Annotated in this window: 19 protein-coding genes; 13 read left to right on the top strand and 6 right to left on the bottom strand. The window is 67.5% G+C overall.

The annotated features are described in order from the left end of the window. Positions 1 to 5 precede the first annotated feature (5 nt). Together AB0F86_RS11425 and AB0F86_RS11430 are read left to right on the top strand one after the other, a co-directional pair. Complete coding sequence (locus tag AB0F86_RS11425) at positions 6 to 467, top strand: MarR family transcriptional regulator (RefSeq protein WP_356983671.1); 462 nt, start codon at positions 6 to 8, stop codon at positions 465 to 467. Further along, complete coding sequence (locus AB0F86_RS11430; protein WP_356983673.1) at positions 464 to 832, top strand: DUF5313 family protein; 369 nt, start codon at positions 464 to 466, stop codon at positions 830 to 832. The genes AB0F86_RS11425 and AB0F86_RS11430 overlap by 4 nt, the downstream gene beginning before the upstream one ends. Before the next feature lie 35 nt (positions 833 to 867). Here AB0F86_RS11430 and AB0F86_RS11435 read toward each other — a convergent pair whose 3' ends face one another. Further along, the gene (locus AB0F86_RS11435) at positions 868 to 1,188 is read right to left on the bottom strand and encodes a hypothetical protein (protein ID WP_356983675.1); all 321 of its coding nucleotides are present in this window, start codon (positions 1,186 to 1,188) and stop codon (positions 868 to 870) included. A gap of 246 nt (positions 1,189 to 1,434) precedes the next feature. On the opposite strand from AB0F86_RS11435, the gene AB0F86_RS11440 reads away from it, so the two are divergent. From AB0F86_RS11440 to AB0F86_RS11465, 6 genes are all read left to right on the top strand, one after another. Beyond that, positions 1,435 to 2,913, top strand: coding sequence for a sugar porter family MFS transporter (locus AB0F86_RS11440; RefSeq protein WP_181698651.1), 1,479 nt, complete (start codon positions 1,435 to 1,437; stop codon positions 2,911 to 2,913). A 33-nt stretch (positions 2,914 to 2,946) separates the two neighbouring features. After that, on the top strand, positions 2,947 to 5,274 hold the full coding sequence (locus AB0F86_RS11445; protein ID WP_356983677.1) for a glycosyl hydrolase family 65 protein: 2,328 nt from the start codon (positions 2,947 to 2,949) through the stop codon (positions 5,272 to 5,274). Beyond that, positions 5,271 to 5,987, top strand: coding sequence for a beta-phosphoglucomutase family hydrolase (locus AB0F86_RS11450; RefSeq protein WP_356983679.1), 717 nt, complete (start codon positions 5,271 to 5,273; stop codon positions 5,985 to 5,987). Before AB0F86_RS11445 ends, AB0F86_RS11450 begins: the two co-directional genes overlap by 4 nt. 99 nt (positions 5,988 to 6,086) lie before the next feature. Then, positions 6,087 to 6,260 carry a CsbD family protein gene (locus tag AB0F86_RS11455; protein ID WP_067494014.1) on the top strand — a complete coding sequence of 58 codons (174 nt, stop codon included), beginning with the start codon at positions 6,087 to 6,089 and terminating at the stop codon, positions 6,258 to 6,260. Positions 6,261 to 6,359: 99 nt separating this feature from the next. Next, entirely contained in the window at positions 6,360 to 7,154 is a 795-nt protein-coding gene (locus AB0F86_RS11460) for a metalloregulator ArsR/SmtB family transcription factor (RefSeq protein ID WP_356983680.1), read from the top strand. After that, a complete protein-coding gene (locus AB0F86_RS11465) occupies positions 7,151 to 7,741 on the top strand; it encodes a dihydrofolate reductase family protein (protein WP_356983682.1) in 591 nt (196 codons plus the stop codon). Before AB0F86_RS11460 ends, AB0F86_RS11465 begins: the two co-directional genes overlap by 4 nt. A 13-nt stretch (positions 7,742 to 7,754) precedes the next feature. On the opposite strand, the gene AB0F86_RS11470 is transcribed toward AB0F86_RS11465, so the two are convergent. Beyond that, positions 7,755 to 8,726 (bottom strand): alpha/beta hydrolase, encoded by a 972-nt coding sequence (locus AB0F86_RS11470; protein WP_356983684.1) that lies wholly within the window; start codon positions 8,724 to 8,726, stop codon positions 7,755 to 7,757. A gap of 55 nt (positions 8,727 to 8,781) precedes the next feature. Between AB0F86_RS11470 and AB0F86_RS11475 the strand changes: the two genes are divergently transcribed. Beyond that, on the top strand, positions 8,782 to 9,633 hold the full coding sequence (locus tag AB0F86_RS11475; RefSeq protein WP_181698645.1) for an SDR family NAD(P)-dependent oxidoreductase: 852 nt from the start codon (positions 8,782 to 8,784) through the stop codon (positions 9,631 to 9,633). Here the strand turns inward: AB0F86_RS11475 and sigJ are convergent. Beyond that, positions 9,630 to 10,517, bottom strand: coding sequence for an RNA polymerase sigma factor SigJ (gene sigJ / locus AB0F86_RS11480; RefSeq protein ID WP_356983687.1), 888 nt, complete (start codon positions 10,515 to 10,517; stop codon positions 9,630 to 9,632). The genes AB0F86_RS11475 and sigJ overlap by 4 nt on opposite strands. A gap of 99 nt (positions 10,518 to 10,616) precedes the next feature. On the opposite strand from sigJ, the gene AB0F86_RS11485 reads away from it, so the two are divergent. Then, positions 10,617 to 11,600, top strand: coding sequence for an NAD(P)H-dependent oxidoreductase (locus tag AB0F86_RS11485; RefSeq protein WP_356983688.1), 984 nt, complete (start codon positions 10,617 to 10,619; stop codon positions 11,598 to 11,600). 3 nt (positions 11,601 to 11,603) lie between these two features. On the opposite strand, the gene AB0F86_RS11490 is transcribed toward AB0F86_RS11485, so the two are convergent. Further along, a complete protein-coding gene (locus tag AB0F86_RS11490) occupies positions 11,604 to 12,071 on the bottom strand; it encodes an SRPBCC family protein (protein ID WP_308017117.1) in 468 nt (155 codons plus the stop codon). Positions 12,072 to 12,079: 8 nt separating this feature from the next. Then, entirely contained in the window at positions 12,080 to 12,313 is a 234-nt protein-coding gene (locus tag AB0F86_RS11495; RefSeq protein WP_067493989.1) for a hypothetical protein, read from the bottom strand. A 143-nt stretch (positions 12,314 to 12,456) separates the two neighbouring features. On the opposite strand from AB0F86_RS11495, the gene AB0F86_RS11500 reads away from it, so the two are divergent. Continuing rightward, on the top strand, positions 12,457 to 12,870 hold the full coding sequence (locus AB0F86_RS11500) for a low affinity iron permease family protein (RefSeq protein ID WP_356983691.1): 414 nt from the start codon (positions 12,457 to 12,459) through the stop codon (positions 12,868 to 12,870). A 1-nt stretch (position 12,871) separates the two neighbouring features. Here the strand turns inward: AB0F86_RS11500 and AB0F86_RS11505 are convergent, their stop codons facing one another. Beyond that, positions 12,872 to 13,366: a DUF6328 family protein gene (locus AB0F86_RS11505; protein ID WP_181698642.1), complete on the bottom strand. Its 495-nt coding sequence runs from the start codon at positions 13,364 to 13,366 to the stop codon at positions 12,872 to 12,874. 181 nt (positions 13,367 to 13,547) lie between these two features. Here AB0F86_RS11505 and AB0F86_RS11510 point away from each other — a divergent pair, with 181 nt between their 5' ends. Continuing rightward, a complete protein-coding gene (locus AB0F86_RS11510; protein WP_067988858.1) occupies positions 13,548 to 13,748 on the top strand; it encodes a hypothetical protein in 201 nt (66 codons plus the stop codon). 71 nt (positions 13,749 to 13,819) lie between these two features. Beyond that, positions 13,820 to 14,632: a BON domain-containing protein gene (locus tag AB0F86_RS11515; RefSeq protein ID WP_356983692.1), complete on the top strand. Its 813-nt coding sequence runs from the start codon at positions 13,820 to 13,822 to the stop codon at positions 14,630 to 14,632. Positions 14,633 to 14,634: the final 2 nt, after the last annotated feature.

Raw genomic sequence — 14,634 nt, forward strand, 5'->3', positions numbered from 1 at the left:
GCTGCGTGACCGAGATCGACGACCCGCTGCGGCTGGATCGACAGGTGTGTTTCGCCCTCGCCGTGGCCAACCGCTCGGTCCTTGCCGTCTACCGACCGCTGCTCGAGCCGATGGGTCTGACCCATCCGCAGTACCTGGTGATGCTCGCGCTGTGGGGCCAGACGCCGATGTCGGTCAAAGCCGTCGCCGATGCCGTCCAGCTCGACTCGGCCACGCTGTCACCGCTGCTCAAACGGCTCGAGTCCGCCGGGCTCATCACCCGCCGCCGCGACCCGAACAACGAACGAACCCTCCTGATCGACCTCACCGCGGCCGGGCGCGCACTGCGCAGCGAGGCCGAACGCATCCCGCCCGCGGTGGTGCAACGACTCGGCGTGAGCCTGGCCGAACTGGAAGAACTGCGTGATGTGCTCGGCCGGGTGAACACGGCCGCACGCCGCGCCGAGGAATCGAGGCAGAACCGATGACCACCCCGAACCTCTGGCAGCGCCTGCGCTACATCGGCGGCGCCACCCTGCCGCCGTCGATGTCGGACTGGGTGCTGGCCGACCTCACCGGCCCCGGCGCGACGCGGCGCTATCTGCTGCGCATCCTGGTTCCGGTGATGCCGCTGCTGTGCCTGTTCCTGTTGACGCCGGGGCCGCTGTGGATCGGGTTGTCGATGATGGCGCTGCTGTATCTGCCGCTGATCTACTTCACCGTCGCACTGGTGTATGTCTATCGCAGGCACCGGCTGGTCAGCCACGGGTTCGATCCCGAACTCGCCTTCGCAGCGCTTCGTCGTCGCGCCGATGCCGACCGGGCCGCCTACGAGCAGCGCCATCGTTCCTGAATCACACTGCGGCCCCGGCGTTGTGCCGCATCCGGCTACTTCGGGACCAGCGCACCCGTGAGATCGGCCTCCTTGATGGGCGTGTCCGGGTTGGCCTGGGCACTGCACATCAGGTCGATCGCGCCGATCGACAGGTCGATGGTGTTCTGATCGATCTGCGCGTCCTCGCCGCGTTCCTGCTCGAGGAACTTGGTGACGGTGGTGCGCTTCTTGTCCGTGTCCTGCGCGGTGAATTCACTGCACGGGGTGTCCCCACCCTTGTTGACCGCCTTCTCCGCCTCGGCACATCCTGCCGCGAGCGTGCCGAGCGCGACCACGGCGAGCGCCGTGGCGCAGGCCTTCCTCCGTAGCGTCATCGTTCGCCTTTCCTTCGCAAGGGCCCGGCAATCCGGGCCTCGTTGCCCGCTTTACCCGAATTCGGCCGGTCGAATACGACGACGGCTCGCCCGGGCGCGGCGCGCGTGACGGCCGGTGCGCCTGCGGGAGTGCAACAATCGGCAGAGAGTTCCGCCTGTACACAGTTCCATTCGGATGGCCTGCCGTGACCTGCGTTCACGGTTGACCCGCGAGGCACACGTCTCGCCGCGGAGAGGATCGGACCGATGCATGAGGGTGGCGCGACAACCAACCGGCCGGACCTACCGGACGGCGACTCCGCCAGTAATGGGCAGGTCGTCCGCATCGCGTCGGTAGCGGCGCTCGGCGGTTTGCTGTTCGGCTACGACAGCGCCGTGATCAACGGCGCCGTCGCCGCGATTCAGGACGAATTCGATGTCGCCGACGCCGCGCTCGGCTTCGCCGTCGCCTCGGCCCTGCTCGGCGCCGCAGCCGGTGCCATGACAGCGGGGCGCATCGCCGACCGCATCGGCCGCATCAAGGTCATGAAGATCGCCGCCCTGCTGTTCCTTATCAGCGCGATCGGCACAGCCTTCGCCCCCGACCTGTGGGTGCTGGTGCTCGGCCGCGTCATCGGCGGGCTCGGCGTCGGCGTGGCCTCGGTGATCGCGCCCGCCTATATCGCCGAAACTTCCCCCGCCAACATCCGCGGCCGGCTCGGGTCGCTGCAACAGCTCGCCATCGTCCTCGGCATCTTCTTGTCACTGCTGGTCGACTACGTCCTGGCCCATCTGGCCGGCGGCGCGGGCGAGCAGCTGTGGTTCGGGCTCGAAGCCTGGCGGTGGATGTTCCTGTCGATGGCGGTTCCGGCCGTGGTCTACGGCCTGCTCGCCTCGACGATCCCCGAATCCCCGCGCTTCCTCGTGGCGACCCATCGGATTCCCGAAGCACGCAGTGTGCTGTCGACGCTGTTCGGCCAGCGCAACCTCGAGGTCACCATCGGCCGCATCGAGCACAGCCTCGAGGGTGAAACCAAACCGTCGTGGCGCGATCTGAAGAATCCCGCGGGCAAGATCTACCCGATCGTCTGGATCGGCCTGATGCTCTCGGTGTTCCAGCAGGCGGTCGGCATCAACGTGATCTTCTACTACTCGAACGTGCTGTGGGAAGCAGTGGGTTTCGAGGAGTCCAGCTCGTTCCAGATCAGTGTGTTCACCTCGGTGGTCAATATCGCCACCACCATCGTGGCGATCATGCTGGTCGACAAGGTCGGGCGCAGACCGCTGCTGCTCACCGGTTCCATCGGCATGACCATCACCCTGGCCACCATGGCGGTGTGCTTCGGGACCGCGCCGCAGGTGCCCAATGCCGAGGGGGTGCTCGAACCGCACCTGACCGGTGTGCCCGGTGTCCTCGCGCTCGTCGCGGCCAATCTGTTCGTGGTGTTCTTCGGGATGAGCTGGGGGCCGGTGGTCTGGGTGCTGCTGGGTGAGATGTTCCCCAATCGCATTCGCGGAGCGGCGCTCTCGCTCGCCGCCGCCGGTCAGTGGGCGGCCAACTGGGCGATCACGGTCAGCTTCCCCAGCCTGAAGACGTTCTCGCTGGGTTTCGCCTACGGCATGTACGCGGTGTTCGCGCTGCTGTCGCTGCTGTTCGTCGCCAGGTTCGTGCCCGAGACCAAGGGCAAATCGCTCGAGGACATGGACGAGGCCACCGGCTACCAGCATCCGACCGCGACCGCCTGATCCGCACCTTCGATCACCTCCCGGAGGGCCGCCATGAACCCGTGGATCGTTGTCGAGAACGAATGGGACCCGCACCGCGCCAATTATTTCGAGACCATCTTCACCGTCGGTAACGGCCGCCTCGGTACCAGGGGCTCGCTCGAGGAGCGGCATACCGGCTCGCTGCCCGGCACCTTTCTGGCCGGGGTGTACGACGCCTTCGACGCGCCGGTCGTCGACCTGGTGAACGCGCCGGACTGGCTGGTCACCGAGGTGTTCGCCGACGGAACCCGGCTCGACACCGAATCGGCGTCGGTTCTCCGCCATCACCGCGAGCTCGACCTGCGCCGCGGGGTCCTCACCCGCGAGACCGAATTCGCGCTGGCCGACGGTGCGCGCTTCGTGCTGCGCACCGAACGTTTCGCGAGCATGGCCGATCGCGATCTGTGCTGCCTGCGGGTTCGGGTGACCGCGCTGGATCGCGCGGCAACGGTGACGATCCGCACCGGCATCGACGGGCACCGGCGCAATCTCGAGCGGCTGCCCACCTACCGTGAGGACACCGAGTTCGGGTACGACCGCAAGTGGGACAAGTGGGCTTTGTCCACCCATTTGCGTTCCACCGGAACCGGATTCACCGATGACGTGGGAATGCTCGAATGCCGCACGATCGACAGCGGCGTCGATCTGGCCTACGCGTTGCGCACTGAATTGCCGTCGACACCCGAACGCCGGGTGGAGCTGCGCACTCATGAGTCGGTCGCGGTCGACGTGGACTTCGCCGTGGGGACGGGTGAGACGGTCGGCGTCGACAAATTCGTCGGCGTCGCCACCAGCCGTGATCCCGAAGCCGCTGCGGCACCGAATGATCGGGCGCGAACGACCGTCACAAGGGTCGCCGATTTCGACCAGGCGAACGCGGCGAACGCGGCGGCGTGGGACCGGTTGTGGGCCGAATCCGACTGCGAGGTGGTCGGCAACGACCGCGTCACCCAGGCATTGCGGTTCGCCGTCTATCACCTGCTCATCGCCGCCAACCCGGACGACCCGACGGTGAGTATCGGCGCCAAATCCCTGTCCGGCGAAGGGTATCGCGGCCACGTCTTCTGGGACACCGAGATCATGCTGCTGCCGTTCTACCTGTTCACCCAGCCGCGTGCGGCTCGCGCGCTGCTCGGTTACCGCCACCACACCCTGCCCGGTGCCCGCGAGGTGGCCGCCGACAACGGCGCCACCGGTGCCCGCTTTCCGTGGGAATCGGCGGACACAGGCCGTGAGGAATGCCCGCAGTACACCCACGACGGCTCCGGCCGCTTCTACACCAGGGAGGAGGAACTGCACGTCACCGCCGATGTCGCGTACGCCATCATGCGCTACACCGAGGTCACCGGCGACGAGACGTACCTGTTCACCGAGGGTGCGCCGATCCTGTTCGAGACCGCCCGCTACTGGGTACAGCGATGCGAACCCGAAGGCGATGCGCTGGTGCTGCGAACAGTGATGGGGCCGGACGAATTCCATTCCCACGTCGACAACAACGCCTTCACCAACCGGCTGGTGCGCTGGCACCTGGAACAGGCTGCGGCGGTCTATCGGCGGATGACCGCCGAACAACCGGAACTGCTTGCCGCCCTTACTGAACCGTTGGCGCTGTCGGCGGCCGAAGCCGAGCAATGGGTCGAAGCGGCCCGGCGAATCCGCGTGCCGGTCGACCCCGACTGCGGGGTGATCGAGCAGTTCGACGGCTATTTCGAACGCACCGTCGTCCCCATCACCGAATGGGACGACAACGACATGCCGCGATACCCGGCGGGTTTCGACCACTTCAACTGTGAGGGCACGTCGCTGCTCAAACAGCCCGACGTGGTGATGCTCATGCACCTGCTGCCCGAGGAGTACTCGCTCGAGACACGCAGGCAGAACTACTTGTTCTACGAGGCGCGAACACTGCACAAATCGTCGCTGAGCCCCTCCATCCATGCCATCGTCGGCTTGCGGGTGGGCGAGGCGGGCACGGCCGAAAGGTACTTCGGCCGTGCGGCATTCGTCGATCTCGACGACAATCAGGGCAATACGGAAGAGGGCATGCACATCGCTTCGGCGGCGGGCACCTGGCAGGTCGCCACGCATGGGTTCGGCGGTTTCCAGGCCACCCGCGAGGGATTGCGGTTCGCCCCCGCGCTGCCGGCGTCGTGGCAGCGGTTGCGGTTCTCGGTGCACTGGCACGGGCGGGTGGTGCGCGTCGACCTCGGCCACCACGACGCCCGGTTCGAGTTGATCGGCGACGGCCCCGCCGAAACCATCAGCGTGTGGGGCGACCCCGTGCGGGTGTGGCCGGGCGAGGTCGTCGAGGTACGCGCGCCCGAAAGCGTCGCCTCGTGACCGAGCGGGTGGCCGTACAGCAGGCCGCCGCCGTGCTGTTCGACCTGGACGGGGTCCTGACCGATACCGCTGCCGTGCACCGCCGCGCGTGGACCACGCTGTTCACCGAGTTCCTGCCCCCACAGGTCGCACCGTTCACCGATGACGACTACTACGACCTCGTCGACGGCAAACCACGGATCGACGGTGTGCGAGCGGTGCTGTCCTCGCGCGGGCTGCGACTACCCGACGGCACCGTCGACGACGTTCCTGAGGCAGCCACCGTGCACGGCCTCGGCAACCGGAAGAACGGGCGATTCACCGAGATCGTGCACCGCGACGGGGTCGACGTGTTCGACGGCTCGCTGCGTCTGGTCGATGCTCTTGCGGCGCTCCGGATTCCGATGGGAGTGGTATCCAGTTCGCGCAACGCGGTGCTGGTGCTCGACACCGCCGGACTGCTCGGCAGGTTCGCGGTGATCGTCGACGGCGCCGTCGCCGAGCGTGACGGGCTTGCGGGCAAGCCCGATCCGGCGATGTTTCTCGCCGCCGCCCGAGCACTGGGTGTCGAACCCGCCGAGACGATCGTCATCGAGGACGCGGTATCGGGCGTCGAGGCAGGTCGTCGGGGTGGTTTCCGGGTGATCGGGGTCGATCGCGGCACGGGCCCGGCCGCCCTGCGCGCCGCGGGCGCCGATGTGGTGATCGGTGATCTGGCCGACCTTCTCACCTAGGCCCTGTTTGTGTTCGGTGGCCCCGGGTAGACGCCCCGTGGGTCCCAAGGATGGCCCATCGATCACCTGTGGTCGAGCGTTCTGTCCGGAAGGAATGCCATGAGCTTGGCAGACAAGGCGAAGAACAAGGCCGAAGAGCTGGCCGGCAAGGCCAAGGAAGCGACCGGCAAGGCCACCGACGACCGCGATCTGCAGAACGAGGGCCGCGGCGACCAGGCCAAGTCCAACCTGAAGGATGCCGGCGAGAAGGTCAAGGACGCCTTCCGCGACTGATCCGGCTCCTCTTTCGAATTGTGGCCCCCGGCTGACAAAGCCGGGGGCCACAGTTGTATTCCTTGACAGGAATATTCTTCACAGTGAATACTTCTGGGCATGGAAGAGATCGCAGCCGCACTCGGCGACAGCGCACGGTGGCGCATCGTCGAACTCCTCGCGCAGCGGCCTCGGTCGGTCGGCGAACTCGCCACCCACACCGGGTTGCGTCAGCCGCAGACGACCAAGCACCTCCAAACCCTCGCCAAGGCGGGCCTCGTCTCGGTGTTCCCGCTCGGGCAGCGCCGGGTCTACGCCGTGGAACCCGGACCGTTGCGGGAGCTCGACAAGCGGTTGCGCGCGATGCTCGCGACCATCGAGGAGCACGCCGACGAGCGAGATGTGGTGGAGCGCTATCTGGCCGCCATCGAAGCCGAAACCGCTGCCGCGCAGCATGATCGGTGGGCCGACGGGCGCAGCTTCGCTTTCGAGCGGACGTTCGGAGTCGCACCCGAGGCACTGTGGCGGCACTGGGTGGATCCGGATCTGCTCGCGGATTGGTGGGTGCCGCCGTCGATGACCATCACCGACTGCCGGATCGAGCAGTTTCCCGGCGGCCGGGTGGTGCTCGACTACCGCGACGACGACGGCGGGCGTTACCGGTCGACCGGACGGGTCATCGAGGCCGACGAACACCACCGCCTCGTCTTCGACCTGTCGGTACTCGACGCGGCAGGCGAGGTCTCCTTCACCGGCAACTACACCCTCACCTTCGAGCCCGACGGGTCCGGGACCCGATTCCGGCTCGACCTCGTCGTCACCGAAACCACGGTGGCGGCAGCCTCTTTCATCGCCGGTATCGAAACCGGCTGGTCCCAGGTCCTCGACAACCTCGACAGGAAAGCCCGATCATGAGCACTCGCCGCGTCACCACCAACATCAGCCTCACCCTCGACGGCCGCTACCACGGACCGGCTGGCCCGTCCGATCTCGGCACCATCGTCACTTACGCGAGCACCGAAACCGCCCGTGACTACCTCAGCGGAATTCACGCCGACGCGACAACCGCGGTCCTCGGGCGCAGCAACGCCGAAGGATTCCTCGGCTACTGGCCGACCGTCGCCGCCGACGAGAACGCCGATCCGCGCGACCGCGCCTACGCGAAGTGGCTCGTCGACGTGGACAAGGTGGTGCTGTCGAGCACGCTCACCGAATCACCCTGGGAGCGAACGCGCGTCGTGAACGCACCCGCCGCCGAGGTGATCACCGACTTGAAGAGCTCTGGTACCGGCGACATCCTGGTCAACACCAGCCCGACGATCGTGGCCGATCTGCTCGCGGCCGATCTGATCGACCGCCTGCATCTGATGATCGTTCCCGAGATCGCCGGGGGTGGCGCGCTGTTCTTCACCGACGGGCTGCCGGCTTCCCGGTGGACACTGACCAGCCACACCGCCGGCGCATCCGGCGAACTCGCCCTCGTCTACGACCGCGCACGCTGAACCGACCCGACCGCTACGGCCGTGGCGCCAGGTCGGCGAGCGCGTTGAGAACGAACTCGTTCACCGGGTCCGTGCGTTCCAGATGGACCAGATGCCCCGCACCCGGAACCTGCACTACCGCACGCAGATCCGTCACATTGGCGCGCAGTGTGGCCAGCGGGTCGCGGCCGCTGAACCCCTCCATGTCGGGGTCGTTCTCGCCGTAGAGGAAATAGGTCGGGACGGTCACGGGGCGATCGGCCAGCGACTCGGTGAGGTGCCAGTTGCGGTCGAGGTTGCGATACCAGTTGAGGCCGCCGGTGAACCCGGTGCGTTCGAATTCGGTGGCGAGGGTGTCGAATTCGGACTCACCGAGCCAGGACCACGGCAGATCGGGGGCTTTCGGCAGGACATCGAGATAGCCGAGCCCCGGCGGGTTCTTCCAGGTGTCGAGGTAGTGGTAGTCCCCGGAGAGCGAGTAGTAGACCCTGGCCAGGAATTCGCGGGGCCGCTCGGCGAGTTCGGCGTCGGCACGGCCGGGTTCCTGGAAATAGGACAGGTGCAGGAAGTGGCGCTGGGCGGCCTTGGTCCAGAAATCGGACGGCGGGCGGGGTGGGCGCGGTGCGAAGGGATTGTTCAGTACCACCGCGGCGGCCACCCGCTCGGGCGCACGCAACGACAGCTCCCACACCAGCTGGGCGCCGAAGTCGAGGCCGACGAAAACCGCCTGCCGCGCGCCGATGTCGTCGAGCAGGGCGAGCAGATCGCCGATCACGGCCGCATTCGTGTACGCCTCGACATCGGCGGGCGCCTGCGTGCGTCCGTAGCCGCGCAGATCGGGCGCGATCGCGTGGAAACCCGCCTCGGCGACGGCCGCGAGCTGGCGGTGCCAGATGTAGCCGGTGTGCGGGAAGCCGTGGCAGAACACCACCGGATACCCCTGCCCCTGCTCGGTCACATGTAACCGGACGTCGCCGGCGTCCAGGAATCGATGCCGAAGTTCCACCAGCGCCTCCAAGAATCTAGAACGTGTTCCTATTTCAAGGTAGTGTCCCGAGGCCATGAGCGGAACACCCAAGATTCTCGGCGGACGGGTCGCGGTAGTGACCGGAGCCAGCCGCGGCATCGGCAAAGGCATTGCCCAGGAACTCGGCGCGGCGGGCGCGACGGTGTACGTCACCGGTCGCACGACCACCGCGGGCAGGCTCCCCGGCACCGTGCACGACACCGCCGCCGAGGTGACCGCCCTCGGCGGGCTCGGTGTGGCGGTGGTCTGCGATCATCGCGACGACGGGGCGGTCGAGGAACTGTTCACGCGGGTGCGCGCCGAACAGGGCCGCCTCGACGTGCTGGTGAACAATGTCTACAACTCCCCCGCCGCCGCCCGCTGGCTCGGCCGCAAATTCTGGGAGGTACCGCCTGCGGCCTGGGACGAGACGTTCGACATCGGCGTCCGATCGCATTACGCGGCAAGCGTTTTCGCCGCGCCGTTGCTGATCGAGTCGAAGGGTTTGATCGTCAATATCTCCTCCCCCGGTTCGCAGCGCTACCTGCACAACGCGGTGTACGGGGTCGCCAAGACCGCCCTGGACCGGCTCACCGCCGACCTCGCCCACGATCTCGACGGCACCGCGACCACCGCGGTATCCCTCTGGCCCGGCATCGTGAATACCGAACTGCTGCAGATGGTTCCCGCCGACGACCAGGGCCGTCGCCTGGTGACCTTGCCCGGCGAAGGAACCTTCGATCTGAACGCCGCCGAGACACCGAGGTTTCCCGGCCGGGCCGTTGTCGCCCTGGCCGCCGACCCCGACCGACTCGCGCGCACCGGAAAGGCGTGGAAGGTCGCCGATCTGGCCGAGGATTACGGATTCACCGACGTGGACGGCCGCGTTCCCCGCAACGATCCCTAGCCTGTCCACGCACGCAGTTTCTCCGGATTCCGCATCACCCAGATCCGGCTGATCCGATCGTCGATGATGTCGAAGGAGTAGACCGAGATAACCTTCCCGTCGGCCTCGGCGACCAGACCGAGCTGCCCGTTCACCATGCGTTCCACCAGCACCACTGTCGACAACCGCGTGCCGATGTGGATCCACGCCGTCGCGATCTCACTGCTGCCGACCAGCGGCTCCAGGAAGGCGGGAACCAGCCCACCGCTGTCCGCCGTCGCGATCGCGGTCGGGTCGAGCAACCCGACGAGTCCCTCGATATCGCCCGCCTCCCAGGCCCGTTTGAAATTCCGCACCACCTCGGCGCGCGCGGTTTCAGGTGGGCGCGGTGAGGTGTCGATGCGACGGCGGGCGCTCGAGGCGAGCTGACGGCACGCGGCCGGAGTGCGCCCCACCACCTCGGCTATTTCGGCGAAGGAGTAGCGGAACACGTCGTGCAACACGAAGGCCACCCGCTCGGCGGGGGTCATGGAGTCGAGCACGACGAGGAAGGCCATGCTGATCGACTCGTCGAGCGTCACCCGATCGGCGGGGTCGGGCGCTGCGGTACCGCCGAAGAAGTCGGAACGGCCGGGGACCGGTTCCGGAATCCATTCGCCCACATAGCGTTCCCGGCGGGCGCGGGCGGAGCCGAGCAGGTCGAGACAGATGCGCCCCGCCACCGTCGTCAGCCAGGCACCGGGCGTGGTCACCTCGGCGCGGCGCTGTTCGCTCATCGCGTACCAGCGCGCATAGGTCTCCTGCACCACGTCCTCGGCCTCGGCCAGCGATCCGAGCAGCCGGTAGGCGAGATTGAGCAACTGGCGGCGCTCACTCATCACCTCGGACAGGTGGGGGTCGGTCATGATCGGCTCCTCGCGGTCGGTTCCCTCACCATGACCGACGAAACAGCGCCCCGATCTGTGAGGGCCTGACATTTCCGGCGTCCGCGTCGTCGGAAGGTCATGATCAGAATCGGCATCATTCTCGGCAGCACCCGATCCAACCGTAACGGAGCCCAGGTCGCCCGATGGGTGCTGGATTCGGCGTCGCGACGCGGCGACGCCGAATTCGAGCTCGTCGACCTGCGCGACCACCCGCTCCCGCACTTCGACGAGACAACGCCACCGATGTTCGGCCCGTCGGAGAACGAACACACCCGCTCCTGGGCCGCCCGGATCGCACCGTTCGACGGGTTCGTCATCGTCACCCCCGAGTACAACGGCGGTGTCCCCGGCGTCCTGAAGAACGCCCTCGACCACGCCTTCGCGGAATGGACCGACAAGACCGTCGCCTTCGTCGGGTACGGCGTCAACGGCGGCGCCCGCTCCGTGGTGCAATTGCGCACCGTGTGCGGGACGCTGGGGATGGCCGACATCGGCCATTCGGTCTCGATCGGCGTGCTCACCGATTTCGAGAACGCCACCACCTTCGTCGCGCGCGAGCACCACGACCTCGCGTTGCGCAAGACGCTGGACCAGCTCGTCGCGTGGACCACAGCCCTGGCACCGCTGCGGCGGCCCGCCGACGAAACCGCCGAGATCCGCGCACAGATCGACCGGCTGGTCGAGTGTCTGCGGAACAAGGACCTCGACGGCATCGGCGCCCTCTACACCGACGACGCCGTGTCGTTCGATATCGAGCCACCCCTGCAACACTGCGGGAGGGCGGCGAAGCTGGCGAACTGGGCACGGGTATTCCAGGTGTTCGACACCCTGACCTACGAGTTCCACGACCTGACCTTCACGACCGGCAACGAGGTGGCGTACGGGCACGGTTTCGGCAGGCTGCGCGGCACACTGCGCGACGGCGCTGTCACCGACGGCATGTGGGTGCGCGCGACGCTGTGCCTGCGCAAGGTCGGTGGCAGCTGGTTGATCGCCCACGACCAGGTCTCGGTGCCGCTCGATATCCCGAGCGGCAAGGCGCTCACCGACCTGGAGCCCTGACGGTCAGCCTCCGGCCGCGGCGCGGCTGCGGCCGACAGCCAGGTCCGACAGCCGGTCGAGGGTTTCGCGGTTGCGTGGGGTCAGCAACAACTCCTGCGCGGCGCGTGGGACGAGCTTGCCCGGCCCGCGCACGGCCAGTTCCCCCATCCGCACCTCGGTCGTGGCCGGGGCGACCTCGCGCAGCTCGAAGCGGATGACAGCCGCGCCCATCGGCCACAACCGCGCGTCGAGTTCCAGCGTGTGCGGTGCGTCCGATGCCCGCACCTCGGTGGTGTCCTCGATGACGAGGGGCCACGGCCCCACGCTGTGATGGATGCGGGTACCGACCGCGGGCCAGCCCTTGTCCACGCGGCGAATGTGCGAGGCGCCCACAACCCAGCCCGAATACGACCACCCGTCCGCGAGCACCGCGAAGACGTCGTCCACTCCGGCGGGCACGGTGAGTTGCACCCAGATCATGTCCTCGTGCACGGCTCCTCCTACACGCTGTCGACGAGGGCGTCGTGCCCGGCGCGGCGGGCACAGTTGGCGCAGCAGAAGACGGTCTGTCCGGCCTCGACCCCGTGGCCGAGAACCCGGCATCCGCAGTGCGCGCAGTCGGGTGCCAGCTTCGATGCGGCGCATTCGATGCTGTCGAATGTCCAGCTCTGCCCGTCGCGGCTCACGGTGAACGCGCGCGCGTAGTCGTTGCCACACGTCTCACAGACGGCCATGCTTCACCTCTTTCGGATCGGTGGACAGCGGGCGTTTACCCGGTGCGGCCGAACCGAACCGACCTTTTGGTTGAAATCCCGAGAAACGGATATTCGCCTGTCACAGAGTTCTTTGCCCGGCCCGGTGAAGGTGGGTGGTCGACATGTCCGGACACAAGTCGAACGACGCGACGATGCCGTCGGACATCTCGGATCACAAGCCCTTCTTCGACCGTTTCGCCACGGGCGCAAGCAATTTCGCGTCCAAGGCTTGGTTCTTCGCCGCCTGCCTCACCCTGGTCCTGATCTGGGCACCTTCGGTGTTCCTTTTCCCGAGCATCGACACCTGGCAACTGGTGATCAACACGGCGACCACGATCGTCACCTTCCTGCTCGTGGCGTTGCTGCAGAACACCCAGGCCCGCAACGACGACGCCGCCCAGCACAAGCTCAACGCGCTCGCCGCCGGTCTCGCGGCGCTGATGGGTGAATTGAGCAACGAGTATCCGGCACTGGACAGGGAACGGCAGGAACTGTCCGACGCCGTTGGCCTGGAAGATCGCGAAAGCAGCGAATAGCTCAGTCCGTCTCCGGCCCCTTGCGGTAGACCAGCGGCTGGACCACCCACAGACCGAGGAACACGATCGAGGCGACGACTCCGGCGACGATGCCCGCCGTGGTCCCGGCCACCACATCGAAGATCAGCACGGCGATGCCGGTGAGCGCGACCCCGAGCAGGGCGATACCGGCCAGCGCGAGCCGGTGCGCGCCGGTGACCAGGGCATCGAGCCGGTGCCTGCGGAACAGCAGCCGATGCATTGCCACCGGGGCGACCAGCAGGGCGGTCGCGGCGATCGACGCGGTGACGACGACGAGGTATACCACCCGCAATTCCGTGCTGAGGGCGTCGAAATGGGACTGGAACGGCAAGGTCAGCAAGATACCGGTGAGTACTTGCACACCGGTCTGCAGCACCCGCAGTTCCTGCAGCAAGGAGGCCCAGTTGCGGTCGAGACGCTGGATGGTGTTCTCACCACGCACCCGTCGATTCCAGTCGGCGTCATCGTCGTCCATCACCGCTCCTCGTCGCCCGGGGGCCGATGCCCTCCTTGCGCGCATACCCGGCACACACCGCCCGAATCCCGCCACCGACCGGCGTACCCGTGATTGAGCGGCGCGCGGCCGGGTAGTGCGACGGTGTGGTCGAGAACAACGGCCACATGCCAGAAGACCAGACGACACGAGGAGGGCATTCATGCCTGATCCGAACAACCCTGGACAGTTCGGCAACCGAAACGACACCCAGGAGCAGGCGGCCCGTGGCGGCCAGGCCAGCAGCGGCAGCTTCGGCGATCGTAATTCCGCCGACCCGCGCGAGGCAGGCCGCAAGGGCGCCCAGGCGCAGCCCACCGAGGCCAAGCGCGAGGGCGGTCAGCACAGCCACGGCGGCCGCTGACCCCCTGCTACCGACCCCGGGCCTGGCACGATGCCGGGCCCGGGGTGTCCCCGGCGAAAGGTGGTGGCCTGATGACCGCCGAGATCTCGGACCTGTTGCAGACGCTGACCCGTGTGGTCAACACCCTGCACGACAACGGCATTCGCTTCGCGGTGGCCGGCGGCTGCGCGGTGTACGCGCACGGCGGCCCGGCCAGCGATCACGACGTGGACATCTTCCTCCGCGCCGAGGACGCCTATGCCGCGCGGGACGCGTTGGCGGCCAAGGGCTTACGGCCCGTCGATCCACCGGAGAACTGGCTGACCAAGGTTTATGACGGCGAGATCCTCGTCGACCTGATCTTCCGCACGAACCATCGCACCGTCGACGACGACCTGCTCGACCGTGCCGAGTCGATGCCGGTCGGCCCGGCGACCGCACCGGTGCTCCCCGCCACCGACGTGCTGGTCGACAAACTCATGGTGCTCGACGCGCACCGTCTCGATTTCACCCGCCTGCTCGAGGTCGCCCGCGCCCTGCGCGAACAGATCGACTGGGCTCAGGTGCACCGCGACACGGCCGAATCGCCTTACGCGCGGGCATTTCTCGGGCTGCTCGACGACCTCGGCGTCCACCACGTACCACCCGCGCCCGCCGCCGAACCACCGCAGTACGTGGTCGCCAACCTGCGCCGCGCCTTCGCCGAGGATCCGCGGACCGCGACGATGAGTGTGCACGTGACGCTGCGCTCCGATGTCGTCGTACTCACCGGCGAGGTCGCCGACGCTCAGAGCAGGCGGGCACTGGAGGCCGTGCTGCACGAGCGGATCGGTGACCTGCGGGTCCACAACGACGTGCGGGTACGCAGACCCGCCGAACCGGCCGAACCGGAAGTGCTGAGGTGAGT

The organism is Nocardia sp. NPDC023733, from assembly GCF_040639775.1.
Lineage (GTDB): Bacteria > Actinomycetota > Actinomycetes > Mycobacteriales > Mycobacteriaceae > Nocardia > Nocardia rosealba.

Excerpts from the sequence above, each read along its gene's own strand:
- AB0F86_RS11430 (WP_356983673.1), top strand. The coding sequence starts at position 464 with ATGACCACCCCGAACCTCTGGCAGCGCCTGCGCTACATCGGCGGCGCC.
- sigJ (WP_356983687.1), bottom strand. The coding sequence starts at position 10,517 with ATGACCGACCCCCACCTGTCCGAGGTGATGAGTGAGCGCCGCCAGTTG.
- AB0F86_RS11475 (WP_181698645.1), top strand. The coding sequence starts at position 8,782 with ATGAGCGGAACACCCAAGATTCTCGGCGGACGGGTCGCGGTAGTGACC.
- AB0F86_RS11440 (WP_181698651.1), top strand. The coding sequence starts at position 1,435 with ATGCATGAGGGTGGCGCGACAACCAACCGGCCGGACCTACCGGACGGC.
- AB0F86_RS11455 (WP_067494014.1), top strand. The coding sequence starts at position 6,087 with ATGAGCTTGGCAGACAAGGCGAAGAACAAGGCCGAAGAGCTGGCCGGC.
- AB0F86_RS11485 (WP_356983688.1), top strand. The coding sequence starts at position 10,617 with ATGATCAGAATCGGCATCATTCTCGGCAGCACCCGATCCAACCGTAAC.
- AB0F86_RS11465 (WP_356983682.1), top strand. The coding sequence starts at position 7,151 with ATGAGCACTCGCCGCGTCACCACCAACATCAGCCTCACCCTCGACGGC.
- AB0F86_RS11505 (WP_181698642.1), bottom strand. The coding sequence starts at position 13,366 with ATGGACGACGATGACGCCGACTGGAATCGACGGGTGCGTGGTGAGAAC.
- AB0F86_RS11510 (WP_067988858.1), top strand. The coding sequence starts at position 13,548 with ATGCCTGATCCGAACAACCCTGGACAGTTCGGCAACCGAAACGACACC.
- AB0F86_RS11445 (WP_356983677.1), top strand. The coding sequence starts at position 2,947 with ATGAACCCGTGGATCGTTGTCGAGAACGAATGGGACCCGCACCGCGCC.
- AB0F86_RS11495 (WP_067493989.1), bottom strand. The coding sequence starts at position 12,313 with ATGGCCGTCTGTGAGACGTGTGGCAACGACTACGCGCGCGCGTTCACC.
- AB0F86_RS11515 (WP_356983692.1), top strand. The coding sequence starts at position 13,820 with ATGACCGCCGAGATCTCGGACCTGTTGCAGACGCTGACCCGTGTGGTC.
- AB0F86_RS11500 (WP_356983691.1), top strand. The coding sequence starts at position 12,457 with ATGTCCGGACACAAGTCGAACGACGCGACGATGCCGTCGGACATCTCG.
- AB0F86_RS11460 (WP_356983680.1), top strand. The coding sequence starts at position 6,360 with ATGGAAGAGATCGCAGCCGCACTCGGCGACAGCGCACGGTGGCGCATC.
- AB0F86_RS11435 (WP_356983675.1), bottom strand. The coding sequence starts at position 1,188 with ATGACGCTACGGAGGAAGGCCTGCGCCACGGCGCTCGCCGTGGTCGCG.